Annotated in this window: 17 protein-coding genes; 7 read left to right on the top strand and 10 right to left on the bottom strand. The window is 55.1% G+C overall.

Annotation, left to right across the window (positions count from 1 at the left end; translation table 11 throughout):
- Window positions 1-203 precede the first annotated feature (203 nt).
- Window positions 204-1,076 carry a nucleoside-specific channel-forming protein Tsx gene (locus ACTU3N_RS01465; RefSeq protein ID WP_443084377.1) on the bottom strand — a complete coding sequence of 291 codons (873 nt, stop codon included), beginning with the start codon at window positions 1,074-1,076 and terminating at the stop codon, window positions 204-206.
- A gap of 292 nt (window positions 1,077-1,368) precedes the next feature.
- Window positions 1,369-1,911 (bottom strand): DUF3251 domain-containing protein, encoded by a 543-nt coding sequence (locus tag ACTU3N_RS01460; RefSeq protein WP_443084376.1) that lies wholly within the window; start codon window positions 1,909-1,911, stop codon window positions 1,369-1,371.
- 152 nt (window positions 1,912-2,063) lie between these two features.
- On the opposite strand from ACTU3N_RS01460, the gene nrdR reads away from it, so the two are divergent.
- The 5 genes from nrdR (at window position 2,064) to thiL (ending at window position 5,671) form a co-directional block, all read left to right on the top strand.
- A complete protein-coding gene (gene nrdR, locus ACTU3N_RS01455) occupies window positions 2,064-2,513 on the top strand; it encodes a transcriptional regulator NrdR (protein ID WP_443084375.1) in 450 nt (149 codons plus the stop codon).
- A 2-nt stretch (window positions 2,514-2,515) separates the two neighbouring features.
- Window positions 2,516-3,619 (top strand): bifunctional diaminohydroxyphosphoribosylaminopyrimidine deaminase/5-amino-6-(5-phosphoribosylamino)uracil reductase RibD, encoded by a 1,104-nt coding sequence (ribD, locus tag ACTU3N_RS01450; protein ID WP_443084374.1) that lies wholly within the window; start codon window positions 2,516-2,518, stop codon window positions 3,617-3,619.
- Window positions 3,620-3,708: 89 nt separating this feature from the next.
- On the top strand, window positions 3,709-4,179 hold the full coding sequence (gene ribH / locus ACTU3N_RS01445) for a 6,7-dimethyl-8-ribityllumazine synthase (protein ID WP_443084373.1): 471 nt from the start codon (window positions 3,709-3,711) through the stop codon (window positions 4,177-4,179).
- A gap of 19 nt (window positions 4,180-4,198) precedes the next feature.
- The gene (nusB, locus tag ACTU3N_RS01440; RefSeq protein WP_443084372.1) at window positions 4,199-4,618 is read left to right on the top strand and encodes a transcription antitermination factor NusB; all 420 of its coding nucleotides are present in this window, start codon (window positions 4,199-4,201) and stop codon (window positions 4,616-4,618) included.
- A gap of 75 nt (window positions 4,619-4,693) precedes the next feature.
- Window positions 4,694-5,671 carry a thiamine-phosphate kinase gene (thiL, locus tag ACTU3N_RS01435; RefSeq protein WP_443084371.1) on the top strand — a complete coding sequence of 326 codons (978 nt, stop codon included), beginning with the start codon at window positions 4,694-4,696 and terminating at the stop codon, window positions 5,669-5,671.
- A 30-nt stretch (window positions 5,672-5,701) separates the two neighbouring features.
- Here thiL and ACTU3N_RS01430 read toward each other — a convergent pair whose 3' ends face one another.
- The 4 genes from ACTU3N_RS01430 to xseB are packed head-to-tail and all read right to left on the bottom strand — an operon-like array spanning window position 5,702 to window position 9,767.
- Complete coding sequence (locus ACTU3N_RS01430) at window positions 5,702-6,676, bottom strand: aldo/keto reductase (RefSeq protein WP_443084370.1); 975 nt, start codon at window positions 6,674-6,676, stop codon at window positions 5,702-5,704.
- A 60-nt stretch (window positions 6,677-6,736) separates the two neighbouring features.
- Window positions 6,737-8,599, bottom strand: a complete 1,863-nt coding sequence (gene dxs, locus ACTU3N_RS01425) for a 1-deoxy-D-xylulose-5-phosphate synthase (RefSeq protein ID WP_443084369.1) — start codon at window positions 8,597-8,599, stop codon at window positions 6,737-6,739.
- Between the two features lie 25 nt (window positions 8,600-8,624).
- On the bottom strand, window positions 8,625-9,524 hold the full coding sequence (ispA, locus tag ACTU3N_RS01420; RefSeq protein WP_443084368.1) for a (2E,6E)-farnesyl diphosphate synthase: 900 nt from the start codon (window positions 9,522-9,524) through the stop codon (window positions 8,625-8,627).
- Window positions 9,525-9,767 carry an exodeoxyribonuclease VII small subunit gene (gene xseB, locus ACTU3N_RS01415; protein WP_443084367.1) on the bottom strand — a complete coding sequence of 81 codons (243 nt, stop codon included), beginning with the start codon at window positions 9,765-9,767 and terminating at the stop codon, window positions 9,525-9,527.
- Window positions 9,768-9,976: 209 nt separating this feature from the next.
- Here xseB and thiI point away from each other — a divergent pair, with 209 nt between their 5' ends.
- On the top strand, window positions 9,977-11,425 hold the full coding sequence (thiI, locus tag ACTU3N_RS01410) for a tRNA uracil 4-sulfurtransferase ThiI (protein ID WP_443084366.1): 1,449 nt from the start codon (window positions 9,977-9,979) through the stop codon (window positions 11,423-11,425).
- Between the two features lie 31 nt (window positions 11,426-11,456).
- Here the strand turns inward: thiI and yajL are convergent, their stop codons facing one another.
- Both yajL and panE read right to left on the bottom strand, forming a co-directional pair.
- On the bottom strand, window positions 11,457-12,050 hold the full coding sequence (gene yajL / locus ACTU3N_RS01405; RefSeq protein ID WP_443084365.1) for a protein deglycase YajL: 594 nt from the start codon (window positions 12,048-12,050) through the stop codon (window positions 11,457-11,459).
- On the bottom strand, window positions 12,013-12,924 hold the full coding sequence (gene panE, locus ACTU3N_RS01400; protein ID WP_443084364.1) for a 2-dehydropantoate 2-reductase: 912 nt from the start codon (window positions 12,922-12,924) through the stop codon (window positions 12,013-12,015). The genes yajL and panE overlap by 38 nt, the downstream gene beginning before the upstream one ends.
- Window positions 12,925-13,062: 138 nt before the next feature.
- Between panE and ACTU3N_RS01395 the strand changes: the two genes are divergently transcribed.
- Window positions 13,063-13,554, top strand: a complete 492-nt coding sequence (locus ACTU3N_RS01395; protein WP_443084363.1) for a YajQ family cyclic di-GMP-binding protein — start codon at window positions 13,063-13,065, stop codon at window positions 13,552-13,554.
- A gap of 32 nt (window positions 13,555-13,586) precedes the next feature.
- Here ACTU3N_RS01395 and ACTU3N_RS01390 read toward each other — a convergent pair whose 3' ends face one another.
- Window positions 13,587-14,948: an MFS transporter gene (locus ACTU3N_RS01390; RefSeq protein WP_443084362.1), complete on the bottom strand. Its 1,362-nt coding sequence runs from the start codon at window positions 14,946-14,948 to the stop codon at window positions 13,587-13,589.
- A 145-nt stretch (window positions 14,949-15,093) separates the two neighbouring features.
- Window positions 15,094-15,981, bottom strand: a complete 888-nt coding sequence (gene cyoE, locus ACTU3N_RS01385; protein WP_443084361.1) for a heme o synthase — start codon at window positions 15,979-15,981, stop codon at window positions 15,094-15,096.
- Window positions 15,982-15,984 lie beyond the last annotated feature (3 nt).

Here is a 15,984-nt window from a genome sequence, read left to right as displayed (position 1 = left end):
TACGGGCCGTAAGTAACGAAGTTTGATGCAAATGTCAGATCGTATGCGCCTGTTAGGGCGCGGCTGGTAATAGAGCCTTATAGGCGCATCTGAAAAACCTCCGGCTATGCCGGAGGATATTTATTTCGCACCAACATTTCTGCGCATAAAAAAAGCCCATGCCGGAGCATGAGCTTTTCACATCAACTGGCGCTATTGCGCAATCAGAAGTTGTAACCTACAACCAGGTAGCCACCCCAGCCGGTAGAGCGTGCGCTAAGGTCGCCCAACATTGCGCCATCTTTAATCTGGCTGCCGTTGTGCCAGTAACGCGCAACAACAGAGTAGTGCCAGTGATCGTAGTTCAGCGCGAGGATATGGCTGGAGGCGATGGAGTTGCTGGTACGCTGCTGCGCGCCATCAACGTAGTATTTTCTGTCGCCCAGGTCTGAGCCCCAGTCAAAGTTGGTGAAACCGATATAGCTCAGCTGGCCGCCCCACAAAGAGGTGATTGGCACAAAGTATTTCACTTTGAAACGGTAGCCATCCCACTCGTTTTCGTTTTCTGCGCCGTAGTTCTGCCACTGGTATTTAGCATAAACGTTAAGCGACAGGCTCATCGGCAGACCGGTTTCAATATCCGTCCCCAGACCCATATACCAGGTGCTCTGGCGGCCAGCCTTGTTACGCCCCATGTCGTAGACGTAGTTATTGGCGAAGTACCACTCTTTGAACGGGCCAAAGCTCAGGTCGGTGCCGGTCAGCTTATCAATGGAGAAGCGCGGCTCAATTTCCATAAACAGCGGTGAACCGTGGTTCCAGATCCCTTTAGCACCGCTGTTACCCCCGAAGAATACCGGCGCATCCAGGTATCCGTAGAAGTCGAACCAATCTTTTTTGGCAAAGGCTTCATATTCGAGGTAGGTATCGTTACGCGGAACCGGTGAAAAACGGGTGTGGTAGCTACCCACTACGTTCACGCTCTGGTGCCACCAGTCGGAAAGGTATTCAGGTTTGCTGTTCTCCGCTGCATTTACAGTGAAAGAAGCGGAAAGAGCGAGAGCAGCAGCACCGGCTGCGAGAATTGTTTTTTTCATCATTACGCCACTGATAAGTATCCCGGATGGGAGTGAAAGAAAGCACACATTGCATTGCTAAATGTTTCATATTTCTGGGCGCCTATTATAAGTATTCACGCTCACAAAAATATGTGTTATTTCACATTCTCGACATGAAGGTAATCGATTGCGTTCACGTTTGCGTGCAGTAAACCGCGGCGATTGTACTGATATTGCGCAGCATTGCAAATTCATGAAACTAATGGTTAAGGTGAAAAACCAGAAGAAAAGGACGTCTAACAAAAACAGGGCGACATTGCCGCCCTGAATGTTAAGGGGTGATCGCGGGCTGGATATCGTGGATACGCACAAAACCTAACTGGTCTGGCGTGATGCCGTTTAGCTGCAACGGAATGTCCACACCGCTCGGCGCAAGGGTGCTGGCCGGGGCATTAATCAGCTGGCTCTGGACATTCACTTCCTGGTAATTTTCCGTGGTGCCGACAATCTGCCCCCACTCAACGGTGCCGCTAAAAGCCGGTAACGGATCGTTGGACTCGCCCTGGATACGCAGCAGCACGCGCGTTCCGCCTGCATTTGGCGCAATATCGCGCAGCGACATACGCAGCATACCTATCTGGCTGTTCAGCCGGGCAGGGGTATTCGCGCCTGGCAGTAAATAGACGCCGCTTGCGGATTTTGCGTTCAACGTATTTTGTTGGGTGATTTTAACCGTCTCTTTATTCAGCTGAGTCATTTCTTTATTCAGCGTGTTGACGCTCTGATGCAGCTGACGGACTTCGCTTTGCGGGGCGCAGGCGCTGAGAGTAAACAGGCTGCCCAGCAGGAGTGTTCGCAGGTAATATGCTGGCATAATCTATTTTTCCGGCTGTTTTCAATTCTGTAATGGTAGATCGCAACGGCAACGTTGCCATCGATCCTTTGTCTCAAAAAATACTCTGCCTTTGTTGTCATGCCAGTTCAGGTTAAAATAGATTTCAGTTAACTCTAACGTCAGGACGCCGTATGCATTGCCCATTCTGTTTCGCCGTGGATACCAAAGTAATCGATTCTCGCCTGGTGGGTGAAGGTTCATCCGTTCGCCGTCGCCGGCAGTGTCTGGTTTGTAATGAGCGTTTTACCACTTTTGAAGTGGCGGAGCTTGTCATGCCACGCGTGGTGAAAAGCAATGATGTGCGTGAACCGTTTAACGAAGATAAATTGCGCAGCGGTATGCTAAAAGCGCTGGAAAAGCGCCCGGTCAGCGCAGATGACGTCGAAATGGCGCTTAATCACATCAAATCGCAGCTGCGTGCAACCGGCGAGCGCGAAGTGCCGAGCAAAATGATCGGTAATCTGGTGATGGAGCAACTGAAAAAACTCGATAAAGTGGCCTACATCCGCTTTGCTTCTGTTTACCGTAGCTTCGAAGATATCCGCGAGTTTGGTGAAGAGATCGCGCGCTTACAGGACTGATCATGCTGGACGAAATGTATATGGCGCGGGCGCTGAAACTGGCGCAACGCGGGCGTTTTACCACGCATCCAAACCCGCGCGTCGGCTGCGTGATCGTTAACGGTGGGGAAATCGTTGGCGAAGGTTTTCACTATCGCGCAGGCGAACCGCATGCTGAGGTTCACGCGTTGCGAATGGCGGGTGAGCGCGCCCGCGGCGCAACGGCGTATGTCACGCTGGAGCCTTGCAGCCATCATGGCCGCACGCCTCCGTGCTGCGAAGCGCTGATTGCGGCGGGCGTTGCGCGCGTGGTGGTGGCGATGCAAGACCCCAACCCGCAAGTCGCCGGGCGTGGTTTGCACCGCCTGCAGCAAGAGGGCATTGAGGTCAGCCACGGCCTGATGATGAGTGAAGCCGAAGCGCTGAATAAAGGCTTTCTCAAGCGCATGCGTACCGGTTTCCCTTACGTGCAGCTGAAACTCGGCGCGTCGTTAGATGGGCGCACGGCTATGGCGAGTGGCGAAAGTCAGTGGATAACCTCTCCGCAGGCGCGGCGTGATGTTCAGCGCTTGCGGGCGCAAAGCCACGCTATTCTGACCAGCAGCGCCACGGTACTGGCGGACGATCCGGCGCTCACCGTGCGTTGGGAGGAGCTAAACGCCGACAGCCAGGCACTTTATCCGCAGCAGGATCTACGCCAGCCGGTGCGGATTGTTCTTGATAGTCACAACCGCGTCACGCCGCAGCACCGCCTGGTCACCCAGCTGGGCGAAACCTGGTTTGCCCGTACCCACGCCGATGCGCGTAGCTGGCCGCAAAGCGTGCGCGAAATTATCGTACCGGAGCACAACGGGCACCTCGATTTAGTGCTGCTGCTGATGATGCTCGGCAAAGCGCAGATTAACAGTATCTGGGTGGAAGCGGGGGCAAACCTGGCCGGAGCCTTGTTGCAGGCCGGGCTGGTGGATGAGCTGATTGTCTATCTGGCGCCTAAACTTCTGGGCAGCGATGCGCGCGGTTTGTGCGTACTGCCGGGATTGTCCGCGCTTGCGGATGCGCCACACTTTAAATTCAATGAGATACGTCAGGTCGGCCCCGATGTCTGCCTGCATCTTACCCACGCGTAATGCCTGCTGTAAAAGGGAAGCAGCGCGTCGAATAGTATGATAAAATCCGCCCCCCTGCGTGGGCCGAACTGAACCTGGAAAGGATATGTATGAACATTATTGAAGCCAACGTTGCTGCTCCGGACGCTCGCGTCGCCATCACCATTGCGCGTTTCAACAACTTTATCAACGACAGCCTGCTCGAAGGCGCTGTTGATGCGCTCAAACGCATTGGTCAGGTGAAAGATGAAAACATCACCGTTGTCTGGGTTCCGGGCGCCTACGAGCTGCCGCTGGCGGCGGCGGCGCTTGCCAAAACCGATAAATATGATGCGGTGATCGCTCTGGGCACCGTTATCCGCGGCGGTACCGCCCACTTCGAATACGTTGCCGGTGGCGCAAGCAATGGCCTGGCGCATGTCGCTCAGGAGAGCGGTATCCCGGTCGCCTTCGGTGTATTAACCACTGAAAGTATTGAACAAGCTATCGAGCGCGCTGGTACCAAAGCCGGTAACAAAGGTGCGGAAGCCGCACTGACCGCGCTTGAAATGATTAATGTATTGAAAGCCATCAAGGCCTGATTTTTGTAAGGGGAATTCCGTGAAACCTGCTGCTCGTCGCCGCGCCCGTGAGTGTGCCGTCCAGGCGCTTTACTCCTGGCAGTTGTCCCAGAACGACATCTCGGATGTTGAATACCAGTTTCTGGCAGAACAGGACGTTAAAGATGTCGACGTTCTGTACTTCCGCGAGCTGTTGACCGGGGTGGCGACCAATAGCGCATATCTCGATGGCTTAATGAAGCCGTACCTGTCCCGCCAGCTTGAAGAACTGGGTCAGGTCGAGAAAGCGGTATTGCGTATCGCACTGTTCGAATTGTCCAAACGTGACGATGTTCCGTACAAAGTCGCCATCAATGAGGCTATCGAACTGGCAAAAACCTTTGGCGCTGAAGACAGTCACAAGTTCGTGAACGGCGTGCTGGATAAAGCCGCACCTGCGATTCGCCCCCGTAAAAAGTGATCCGCAAGCCGGACGCGGGCCGTGCCTTACGCGCGTCTGTTCCGGCTTTTTCTTTTTTTCACAGAGGCATAACGTATGGCATGTGGCGAATTCTCCCTGATTGCCCGTTATTTTGACCGGCCACGTAATACCCGCCGCGATGTTGAAACCGGTATTGGCGACGACTGCGCGCTACTTAATATTCCCGACAAACAGACGCTGGCCATCAGCACCGACACGCTGGTGCAAGGGAACCATTTTCTGCCGGATATCGATCCTGCCGATCTGGCGTACAAAGCGCTGGCGGTCAATATCAGCGATTTGGCGGCAACCGGTGCCGATCCGGCGTGGCTTACGCTTGCGCTGACGCTGCCGGACGTGAACGAAGCCTGGCTGCAAGCCTTCAGCGACAGTCTGTTTGAGCAACTTGATTACTACGATATGCAGCTGATTGGCGGAGACACCACGCGTGGCCCGCTCTCCATGACGCTGGGTATCTATGGCTTTGTGCCGGTTGGGCGCGCGATGAAGCGCTCCGGTGCGAAGCCTGGCGACTGGATTTATATCACCGGCACGCCGGGCGACAGCGCTGCGGGTCTGGCGGTGTTGCAAAAACGCCTGGTGCCTGACGTAAGCAGCGACGCAGATTATCTGGTCGGTCGCCATCTGCGCCCTACGCCGCGCTTACTGCACGGGCAGGCGCTGCGTAATCTGGCCAGTGCGGCCATCGATCTCTCTGACGGTTTGATTTCAGATTTGGGTCATATTCTGCACGCCAGCCGCTGCGGTGCGCGTATCGATCTTGATTTGCTGCCTTATTCGCAGGCGATGCAGCGCCAGGTGGAGCCTGAACAGGCGCTGCGCTGGGCGCTTTCCGGCGGCGAAGATTACGAGCTGTGCTTTACCGTACCGGAGCTTAACCGTGGCGCGCTGGATGTTGCCATTGCGCAGCTCGGCGTGCCGTTTACCTGTATCGGGCAAATAAGCAGCGAGATAGAAGGGCTGCATTTTACCCGCGAAGGGAAACCCGTCGAGTTTGATTTACGCGGCTACGATCACTTTGCCCAGGCGTGAGGCGAAAACCGCCTCACTCTGCAAAGCCTCTTAGCGAAAACCCACCACCGGGTGCGGTAGATAAGGTGTTTCCAGTTCGGCAACCTGCGCCGGTGTAAGCGTTAAATCTACCGCGCCAAGTAACTCGTCAAGCTGCTCTGCTCTGGATGTGCCGATAATCGGTGCCGCAACGCCGGGTTTACTGAGCAGCCAGGCCAGCGCCACCTGTGCGCGTGAAGCGTCCAGCTCTTCGGCGACGCCCGCCAGCCGTGCGGCGATTTGCGCATCGTTTTCCTCGGTTTCACTGTAAAGCGTTTTCCCGAATTCATCCGACACCACGCGCGCGGTCGTTTCACCCCAGGGGCGCGTCAACCGTCCACGCGCCAGCGGGCTCCACGGGATCACGGCGACCCCCTCTTTGTAGCACAGCGGCAGCATCTCCAGTTCTTCTTCACGATAGATAAGATTGTAGTGATCCTGCATGGTGACAAAACGCGCCCAGCCATGCTGATCCTGCAAAGCCAGCGCCTGCGCAAATTGATGCGCATGCATGGAAGACGCGCCGATATAGCGTGCTTTGCCCGCTTTCACCACGTCATTGAGCGCCTCCAGCGTCTCTTCGATTGGCGTGTTGTAATCCCAGCGGTGGATTTGCAGCAGGTCGACGTACTCCATACCGAGGCGTTGCAGGCTGTCGTCGATAGAGCGCAGGATTTGCGCCCTGGAGAGGCCTTCCGCCAGGTCACCGGTTTGGTGATAGACTTTGGTGGCGACAATCACCTCGTCACGGCGGGCGAAATCACGCAGCGCACGGCCAACAATCTCCTCGCTGCTGCCGTCAGAGTAACTATTGGCGGTATCGAAAAAGTTGATGCCGCCTTCCAGCGCGCGTTTGATAATCGGGCGGCTGCTCTCTTCGGGCAAGGTCCAGGCGTGCTTACCCCGGTCAGGTTCGCCAAAGGTCATACAGCCAAGGCAAAGGCGGGAAACCTGAAGCTCTGTTTTTCCTAATCTGTTGTATTGCATGGTTACACTCCTGCCAGATAAACGTAGGTTTAAGCATAGCAGGAGTGAAAGAGGAGGGACTCAGGCGAGCCAGGCGTTGATACGTGTGATTATCCCGCTCGCATCCAGCCCCAGCTCTGCACGGATTTCATCCTGCGTGCCCTGTGGAACAAAGAAATCAGGCAGGCCGAGATTGAGCACCGGCACCGGTTTACGATGCGCCATCAGCACTTCGTTCACGCCGCTGCCTGCGCCGCCGATGATAGCGTTCTCTTCCAGCGTCACCAGCGCGTCGTGCGTTGAGGCGGTTTCCAGAATCAAGGCTTCATCCAGCGGTTTGACGAAACGCATATCGATAAGCGTTGCGTTTAGCGCGTCGGCTGCTTTTTCTGCTTCCGGCAACAGGGTGCCGAAATTGAGGATGGCGGTTTTTTCACCACGGCGCTTAACTACGCCTTTACCCACCGGCAGTTTTTCCAGCGGTGCCAGCGGGACGCCAAGCGCATTGCCGCGCGGGTAACGCACTGCACTGGGGCCGTCGTTATAGTGATAACCGGTAAACAGCATCTGGCGACATTCGTTCTCATCGCTCGGCGTCATGATAACCATGCCGGGAATGCAGCGCAGGTAGGAGATATCAAACGCGCCCTGGTGCGTCTGCCCGTCGGCACCGACAATCCCGGCGCGATCGATGGCAAACAGCACCGGTAGCTTCTGGATAGCCACATCATGAATAACCTGATCATAAGCGCGCTGCAGGAAGGTGGAGTAAATCGCCACCACCGGCTTATAGCCGCCGATCGCCAGCCCGGCGGCGAAGGTCACCGCGTGCTGTTCAGCAATCGCCACATCGAAATACTGGTCCGGGAATTTACGCGAAAACTCAACCATGCCCGAACCTTCACGCATCGCCGGGGTGATCGCCATCAGCTTTGGATCTCTGGCGGCGGTTTCGCACAGCCAGTCGCCAAAGATTTTTGAGTAGCTCGGCATACCGCCGCTGCTTTTCGGCAGGCAACCGCTGGAGGGATCAAACTTCGGCACCGCGTGGAACGTTATCGGATCTTTTTCCGCTGGTTCATAGCCGCGGCCTTTTTTGGTCATAATATGCAGGAACTGCGGGCCTTTTAGCGTGCGCATATTGCGCAGCGTCTGTACCAGCCCCAGCACATCATGACCATCAACCGGGCCGATATAGTTAAAGCCCAGCTCTTCAAACAGCGTGCCGGGAACCACCATGCCTTTGATATGCTCTTCGGTGCGCTTGATAAGCTCTTTGATAGGCGGCACGCCGGAGAGCACTTTTTTGCCGCCTTCGCGCAGGGTGGAGTAGAGCTTGCCGGAGAGCAGCTGCGCCAGGTGATTATTCAGCGCGCCGACATTTTCAGAAATAGACATTTCGTTATCGTTGAGCACCACCAGCATATCCGGGCGAATATCCCCGGCGTGGTTCATGGCTTCAAACGCCATGCCGGCGGTGATCGCGCCGTCGCCAATTACGCACACGGTACGGCGCTGTTTGCCCTCTTTTGCTGCCGCGACGGCGATGCCAATCCCGGCGCTAATGGAGGTTGAAGAGTGGCCGACGCTCAGCACGTCGTACTCGCTCTCACCGCGCCACGGGAAGGGATGCAGGCCGTTTTTCTGCCGGATGGTGCCAATCTTATCGCGCCGCCCGGTGAGAATTTTATGCGGATACGCCTGGTGTCCTACGTCCCAGATCAGCTGATCGAAAGGGGTGTTGTAAACGTAATGCAGCGCAACGGTCAGCTCGACCGTGCCAAGCCCGGAGGCGAAGTGCCCGCTGGAGCGGCTCACGCTATCAAGCAAGTAGCGGCGTAACTCGTCGCACAGCTTCGGCAGGCTCTCTTTCGGCAGCAGGCGTAACTCCTGGGTATTTTCTACCATTGCCAGCGTCGGGTATTTGGCTATATCAAAACTCATCAGCAACTCGTTATAGCATGTCAGTTTATTTATCACGCTGGATTATATAATTCGCCAGTGCTTCCAGTACCGTGGTATCCAGCGACTGTGCCGACAACAGGCTTAGCGCCTGGCGGGCATCGTCGATCAGGTCACGGGCTTTTATGCGGGCTTGCTCAAGGCCCAGTAATGCGGGATAGGTGCTCTTGCCCAGTTGCTGGTCTGCACCCTGGCGTTTGCCAAGTGTTGCAGTATCGCCGACAACATCCAGAATGTCATCCTGTACCTGGAACGCCAGGCCAATGTTTTGCGCATAGCTGTCCAGATAGGGCAAGGCTTCCCGCCCTTTGTCACCTGCGCTCAGCGCCCCCATCCTGACCGCCGCACGAATTAATGCGCCGGTCTTATGGCGATGGATCTGCTCCAGCGCTTGCAGCGACACCTGCTCACCTTCGGCGGCTAAATCCAGCGCCTGGCCGCCGCACATCCCGGCGACGCCGCTGGCGTGCGCCAGCTCTGCCACCATCGCCAGCCGGTCGCGCGCGGCAACCTCCGGCATTGGCGCATCGGCAAGGATAGAAAAGGCCAGCGTTTGCAACGCATCTCCTGCGAGGATGGCGCTGGCTTCACCAAATTTAATATGGCAGGTCGGCAGACCACGGCGTAAATCGTCGTCGTCCATCGCCGGTAAATCGTCATGCATCAGCGAATAGGCATGAATGCACTCAACCGCCGCAGCGGGCGCATCAAGCGTTGACTGGCTGATGCCAAACATACCGCCGGTTGCATAAACCAAAAACGGGCGCAGGCGTTTGCCGCCTAATAATGCGCCGTAATGCATGGCCTCAACCAGTGGAGTGTTCTGAAAGGGGAGAGGCTCGATAAACCGACGCAGTGCATTATTGGCCTGTTCTACACAGGCCTGTAATTGTTGGCTGAAATCCATTTATTCGGCATCCGGGGCGAAAGGCGTCAGCGGGGCCTCTTCATTATCGGATAGCAGGATTTGCACGCGCTGTTCGGCCTGCTGCAGTTTTACCTGCCCCTGGCGCGCCAGCTGCACGCCACGTTCGAATTCATTGAGCGCCTCTTCGAGCGGAAGATCGCCGCTTTCAAGACGAGTGACAATCTTTTCCAGCTCGCTTAGCGCAGTTTCAAAACTGGCCGGTGCGTCGTTTTTCTTTGGCATAGTGAATGTCTGACTCTTCTGGTTTTCCTGTTCGACTACGTTATGGTAGCGAAGTCGCACAACTAAGCAAATAACGCACAATGGTAATGCATTACACAGGTTGTTCGTGATGGTGGTATACTTCCGCGCCTGGATGCAGTCGCGGGTATGGGCTGCTGTATTATTTCTCATAACAAGCCAGCCTGGCTTGCCAACGAACCATTGCCGCCATGAAGTTTATCATTAAATTGTTCCCGGAAATCACCATCAAAAGCCAATCTGTGCGCTTGCGCTTTATTAAAATTCTGACAGGGAACATTCGTAACGTTCTGAAGCACTATGACGAGACGCTGGCCGTTGTTCGTCACTGGGATCATGTTGAAGTTCGCGCTAAAGACGAAAACCAGCGCGAGGCTATTCGCGATGCGCTGACCCGTATTCCGGGTATTCACCATGTTCTGGAGGTCGAAGACGTTCCTTTTACCTCGCTGCACGATATTTTTGAAAAAGCGCTGGTGCAATATCGCGAGCAAATTGAAGGGAAAACCTTCTGCGTTCGCGTTAAACGCCGCGGTAAACACGAGTTCAGCTCCATTGAGGTGGAACGGTATGTTGGCGGTGGTCTGAACCAGCATGTTGAATCGGCGCGCGTGAAGCTGACGCACCCGGACGTCACCGTAAATCTTGAGATTGAAGACGATCGTCTGCTGTTGGTGAAAGGCCGCTATGAAGGTATTGGCGGTTTCCCGATCGGCACCCAGGAAGATGTGCTGTCGCTTATTTCCGGCGGTTTTGACTCAGGAGTTTCCAGCTATATGCTGATGCGTCGCGGCTGCCGCGTGCATTACTGCTTCTTTAACCTCGGCGGCGCGGCTCATGAAATCGGTGTTCGCCAGGTGGCGCATTATCTGTGGAACCGTTTTGGCAGCTCGCACCGCGTGCGTTTTGTCGCGATCAATTTTGAGCCTGTGGTGGGTGAAATCCTCGAAAAAGTGGACGACGGCCAGATGGGCGTGGTGCTAAAACGCATGATGGTGCGTGCGGCGTCAAAAGTTGCCGAGCGCTACGGCGTGCAGGCACTGGTGACCGGCGAAGCGCTGGGCCAGGTCTCCAGCCAGACGCTGACCAACCTGCGCCTGATTGATAACGTTTCTGATACGCTGATCCTGCGCCCGCTTATCTCCTGGGATAAAGAGCACATTATCGATCTGGCGCGCGAAATCGGTACGGAAGATTTTGCCCGTACCATGCCGGAATATTGCGGCGTGATTTCAAAAAGCCCGACGGTAAAAGCGGTCAAGGCGAAAATCGAAGCGGAAGAGGCGAATTTTGATTTCTCTATCCTCGATAAAGTCGTTGAAGAAGCGAGCAATATCGATATCCGCGACATCGCGATCCAGACTCAGGAAGCCGTGGTTGAAGTCGAAACGGTAAACGGTTTTGGCCCAAACGACGTGGTGCTGGATATCCGTTCGATTGATGAACAGGATGAGAAGCCGTTACAGCTTAAAGACGTGGATGTGGTTTCTCTGCCGTTTTATAAGCTGAGCACGAAATTTGGCGACCTCGATCAGAGCAAAACCTGGCTGTTATGGTGTGAGCGCGGGGTGATGAGCCGCTTACAGGCGCTCTATCTGCGGGAGCAAGGCTTTACTAACGTGAAAGTCTATCGCCCATAACACAACGATGCCGGGGCTGCCCCGGCATTTTTTACCCTTCGTAGTAGTTATAAATCCCGGCCGCAATCACCAGCTGTGATGCCACCTCGTGGGCTTTTTCACGCCCAACCAACAGATCGATAATCTTCAGGCCAAAATCAATGGCCGTTCCCGGCCCCTGGCTGGTCAGCAGGTTGACTCGCGCATCCCAGACCACGCGTTTATCCTGCCACTGCTCCGCCGGTATGGTCTCTTTCAGGCCAGGGAAGCCGGTCATATTGCCCAGCGGGAAAATGTCATGCGGCACCAGCACGGTACCGGCGGCCGCACAAATCGCGGCCACTATTCTGCCTGAGCGATGAAACTGCCGCACGGTTTCAACCAGCAGCGGGCTATCCCGGAAGCATTCGGCACCTTTCAGGCCGCCGGGCAGCACAATCACATCATAATCACCGTCCGCCACCTCAACCAGCGGCGCATCCGCCAGCAGTTTGACGCCGCGCGAGCAGGTAATCGTCAGGTTGCCGTCGCTGGCAACGCTGGCGGTGGTGACCGCAATGCCGCCACGCACCAGCAAATCGATAGTGGTGACCGCTTCAGTCTCTTCACTACCAGGGGCGAGGCATACCAGAGCCGATGCGCTCATACTCACTCTCCTTACGTTTAATCATGTCGTACAGACGGGCGTTTTCCGGCACAGCAATGCCATGAGCACGGGCGCGTTTGAGCAGATAACCAGTAATGTAATCACACTCGGTATGACGCAGCGCGCGGACATCCTGCAACATTGAGGAAAAGTTTTCCGCCGTATTTTCAATAATCTGATAAGTATAATACAGCAACTCATCAGCCGAGATATGGTGGCCTTCGCGCTCAATCACGGCGGCGGCTTCATCGATTATCCGTTTGATCTCCTCCGGATACGCCAGCAGCTCGCCATTTTTGCACTCCCGCAACGCAGTCAGCGGGTTAATCACGCAGTTCACCGCCAGTTTACGCCATAGCGCCGGGCGTATGGTGTTATGCCAGGCAACGTCCGGCAGCACCTCTTGCAGGGTATCGGCCAGGTAACTAAACTCGCCGTCGAACTGGCGTGCCGGGCCAATGTGGGTAGTTCCGCCCGCCACATGGATTATCACGTTTCCATCACGGCGTGCCGCATGAGTGGTGGTGCCTATCAATAAGGGGTTCGGCAACGCTTTTAGCTCTTCAACCGTGCCCATACCGTTATGAATCAGCAATACCGGCATGCTGGGGCGCAGCATTGGCGCCAGGCTTTTCACCGCATCGGAGACTTGCCACGCCTTGAGCGTTACCAGCAGTAAATCACTGCCAGCGAGGAATTCCGGGTCATTGGCCGTCAGCGATTCATTAAAAATTGAACCGTCTTCTTCGACGAGGTTCACGCTGCAAAACGGCTGTGAAACACGTAACCAACCTTGTACCTCATGCCCATGCTTATGTAATGCTGTTAACCACAACTGGCCTAAAGCACCGCATCCAAGTACGGTAATTCTCATTGTTCCTCCTCACCTGCAACCGCGCCAGGTGCTGCTATCATAAGTATAATGGCGTCAGCTAAGCTTCCAGTATTACAAGTTGAGTTATGTTTCGTTGCAGGTATTATGCATCGCAACAAATACAGAGGGAGAAAAAAGATGCCATCTTTCGATATTGTTTCTGAGGTCGATCTCCGGGAAGTGCAGAACGGTGTGGAAAACGCGACCCGTGAACTGGCGACGCGTTTCGATTTTCGTAACGTTGAAGCCACTTTTGAGCTGAATGAAACAAATCAGACCATTAAAGTGTTGAGCGAATCTGATTTCCAGGTCAATCAGCTGCTGGACATTCTGCGCGCCAAGCTGCTCAAGCGCGGCATTGAAGGCAGTTCGCTGGAAGTGCCGGAAGAGTTCGTGCACAGCGGTAAAACCTGGTATGTTGAGGCCAAACTCAAGCAGGGGATTGATAGCGCGACGGCGAAGAAAATCATCAAGCTGATTAAAGACAGCAAGCTGAAAGTGCAGGCGCAGATTCAGGGTGAAGAGATTCGCGTGACCGGTAAGTCCCGCGATGATTTGCAGGCCGTGATGGCGCTGGTTCGCGGGGGAAATCTGGGGCAGCCGTTCCAGTTCAAAAATTTCCGCGACTGATAAATCGCCCCTCCCGTCAGGAGGGGGGATGTTTAGCCCGCCACCGCCTGTTCTATTTCAAAACGGTTCGTCACTTTGCTGTCGATTTTGACGTAAGCGCTGCGTTCTTCTGCAACGACCAGCACTTCGCTGACCCCTGCTTTTGCTCGCAAGCGCTGCTGTAACGCCTCGTCAATGGTGACGCCATCGGGGATGGCTATCCGCAAGCTGCTGACATAGGGCGGTTCCTTCATCGTACTGGCGACCAGCAGCCAGACCATCGCCAGCAGTGCGCCAGCGAGAAAAACGGTTTGCGAGTCGAAGAAGCCGTCCAGCCAGCCACCGAGCGAGCCGCCAATCGCGACGCCGATAAACTGGCTGGTGGAGTAAATCCCCATCGCCGTTCCTTTATAGCCTGCCGGCGCTTCTTTACTGATTAATGACGGCAATAAGGCTTCCATCAGGTTAAAGGCGAGGAAGAAAATTTGCACCCCCGCCACGATGTCCCAGAAGTGTGGGCCTGCGCCCCACAGCATAATCTCAGCAATGACCAGCAGCGCCACGCAGAGCAGGAATACGCGCTTCATGCGGCGTTTTACTTCAGCATAAATAATAAAAGGCACCACCGAGACGAACGATATCAGCATGGTGACGAGGTAAATTTTCCAGTGGTTTTGCGCCAGAAAACCGGCCGCTTCAAGCTGGCGGGGCAGGGCGACGAACGTCGACATCAGCAAAATATGCAGGCACATGATGCCAAAGTTCAGTTTCAGCAACTTAGGGTTAACCATCACCATGCGGAAACAGTCTTTCACCATGCCCGATTCGCGGTTACGCACATGATGCTTGCTGTCAGGCACGACCCATAGCGTCAGGGCAATACCGATTATCGCCAGCGCGGCGATCATCCAGAACAGAGCGTGCAGGCCCAGTTTATGGGTGATGATTGGCCCGAGCACCATCGCGATGGCAAAGGTGACGCCAAAGCTGACGCCGATAAAGGCCATCGCTTTGGTACGATTTTGCTCGCGGGTCAGATCGGACAGCAGCGCCATTACGGCCGCGGCGATAGCCCCGGAACCTTGTAAGGCGCGGCCAAGAATAATGCCCCAGATGGAGTCAGCCAGTGCGGCGGTGACGCTACCGATCACAAAAATCGCCAGCCCGCCGACAATCAGCGGCTTGCGCCCAATTCTGTCTGAGAGCAGGCCAAAAGGTATTTGAAAAATCGCCTGGGCGAGGCCATAAATCCCGATAGCCAGGCCAATTAGCGCCTCGCTCGCCCCCTGGAGCGCCATGCCGTAAGTAGTCAGAACGGGCAGAACCATAAACATGCCAAGCATGCGCAATGAGAATACAGTTCCTAAACCCCAGGTGGCGCGCAACTCGCCTGGCGTCATTTTATAATCGTTCATCACCACCTCAAATTGTAAGCCGGGCATAGTGTAGTGCGGGGGTAGGGCAGGGTAAATAACAGCTTGATTAACAAATATTACCTGCGGAGGGATACAGAAAACGTAAAAAAAGGGTGCCGGAGCACCCTTGATAATCGTGCCTGACTTACCAGACGTAAGTCAGCAGACTGTGGGAGTCGGGCACCATAAAATCGACGGACATCATCACGCTTAGCGAAGTGATAGCGACAATGGAGAACACGAACAGTTTGCGCGCCCACACTTTGTCATCTTCCACTTTGTATCCACGCAACGCCATGCCTAACCACCAGAGGCTTACCGCTGCGGCAACCACCAGGTACTTATACCCTGCGTAGCCGCCCAGGGAGAGCATCAGTGTGGCGATAGCAAACGCCAGGATGTAGAGCGTGATGTGGTTTTTCGCGACCGAAATGCCTTTCACTACCGGCAGAACCGGAATGTTTGCCGCCTGATAATCCTTGAAGCGGAAAATCGCGATGGCATACGAGTGGGGCATTTGCCACAGGCTGAAAATCGCCAGCAGGATAGCCGCGCCGCTGTCAAACTCGTTGGTTACCGCACAGTAACCAATCACCGGCGGCGCAGCGCCGGAGAGAGAGCCAATCAGCGTGCCGTAAACGGAGTGGCGCTTCATATACAGGCTGTAAACGCCCACATATACCACGAACCCCATCACCGCCAGCCAGCAGGCCAGCGGATTGGCGCCAAACCACAGCAGCATAAAGCCAGCAATACCCAACAAGGTTGCGTATACCAGCGAGACTTTTGGCGAGATCAACCCTTTGACCAGCACCCTGTTTTTCGTCCGCTCCATTTTTTTATCAATGTCACGGTCGATGTAGTTGTTGAAAACACAACCAGAGGCGACCACCAAAGACACGCCAATCAGCGTGCAGAGGAACAGGGGATAATCTATTTGGCCTTTGGAGGCCAGCAGGAATCCCCCGATCACGGAGATCAGATTGCCAAAAATAATGCCCGGTTTCGTTACTTGCAGGTATTGCTTAAACATACT

This window comes from Vagococcus sp. WN89Y, assembly GCF_052220145.1.
GTDB lineage: Bacteria > Pseudomonadota > Gammaproteobacteria > Enterobacterales > Enterobacteriaceae > Kosakonia.
Note: the sequence above shows the minus strand (reverse complement) of the source record. Positions and strands in the feature narration are given on the sequence as shown.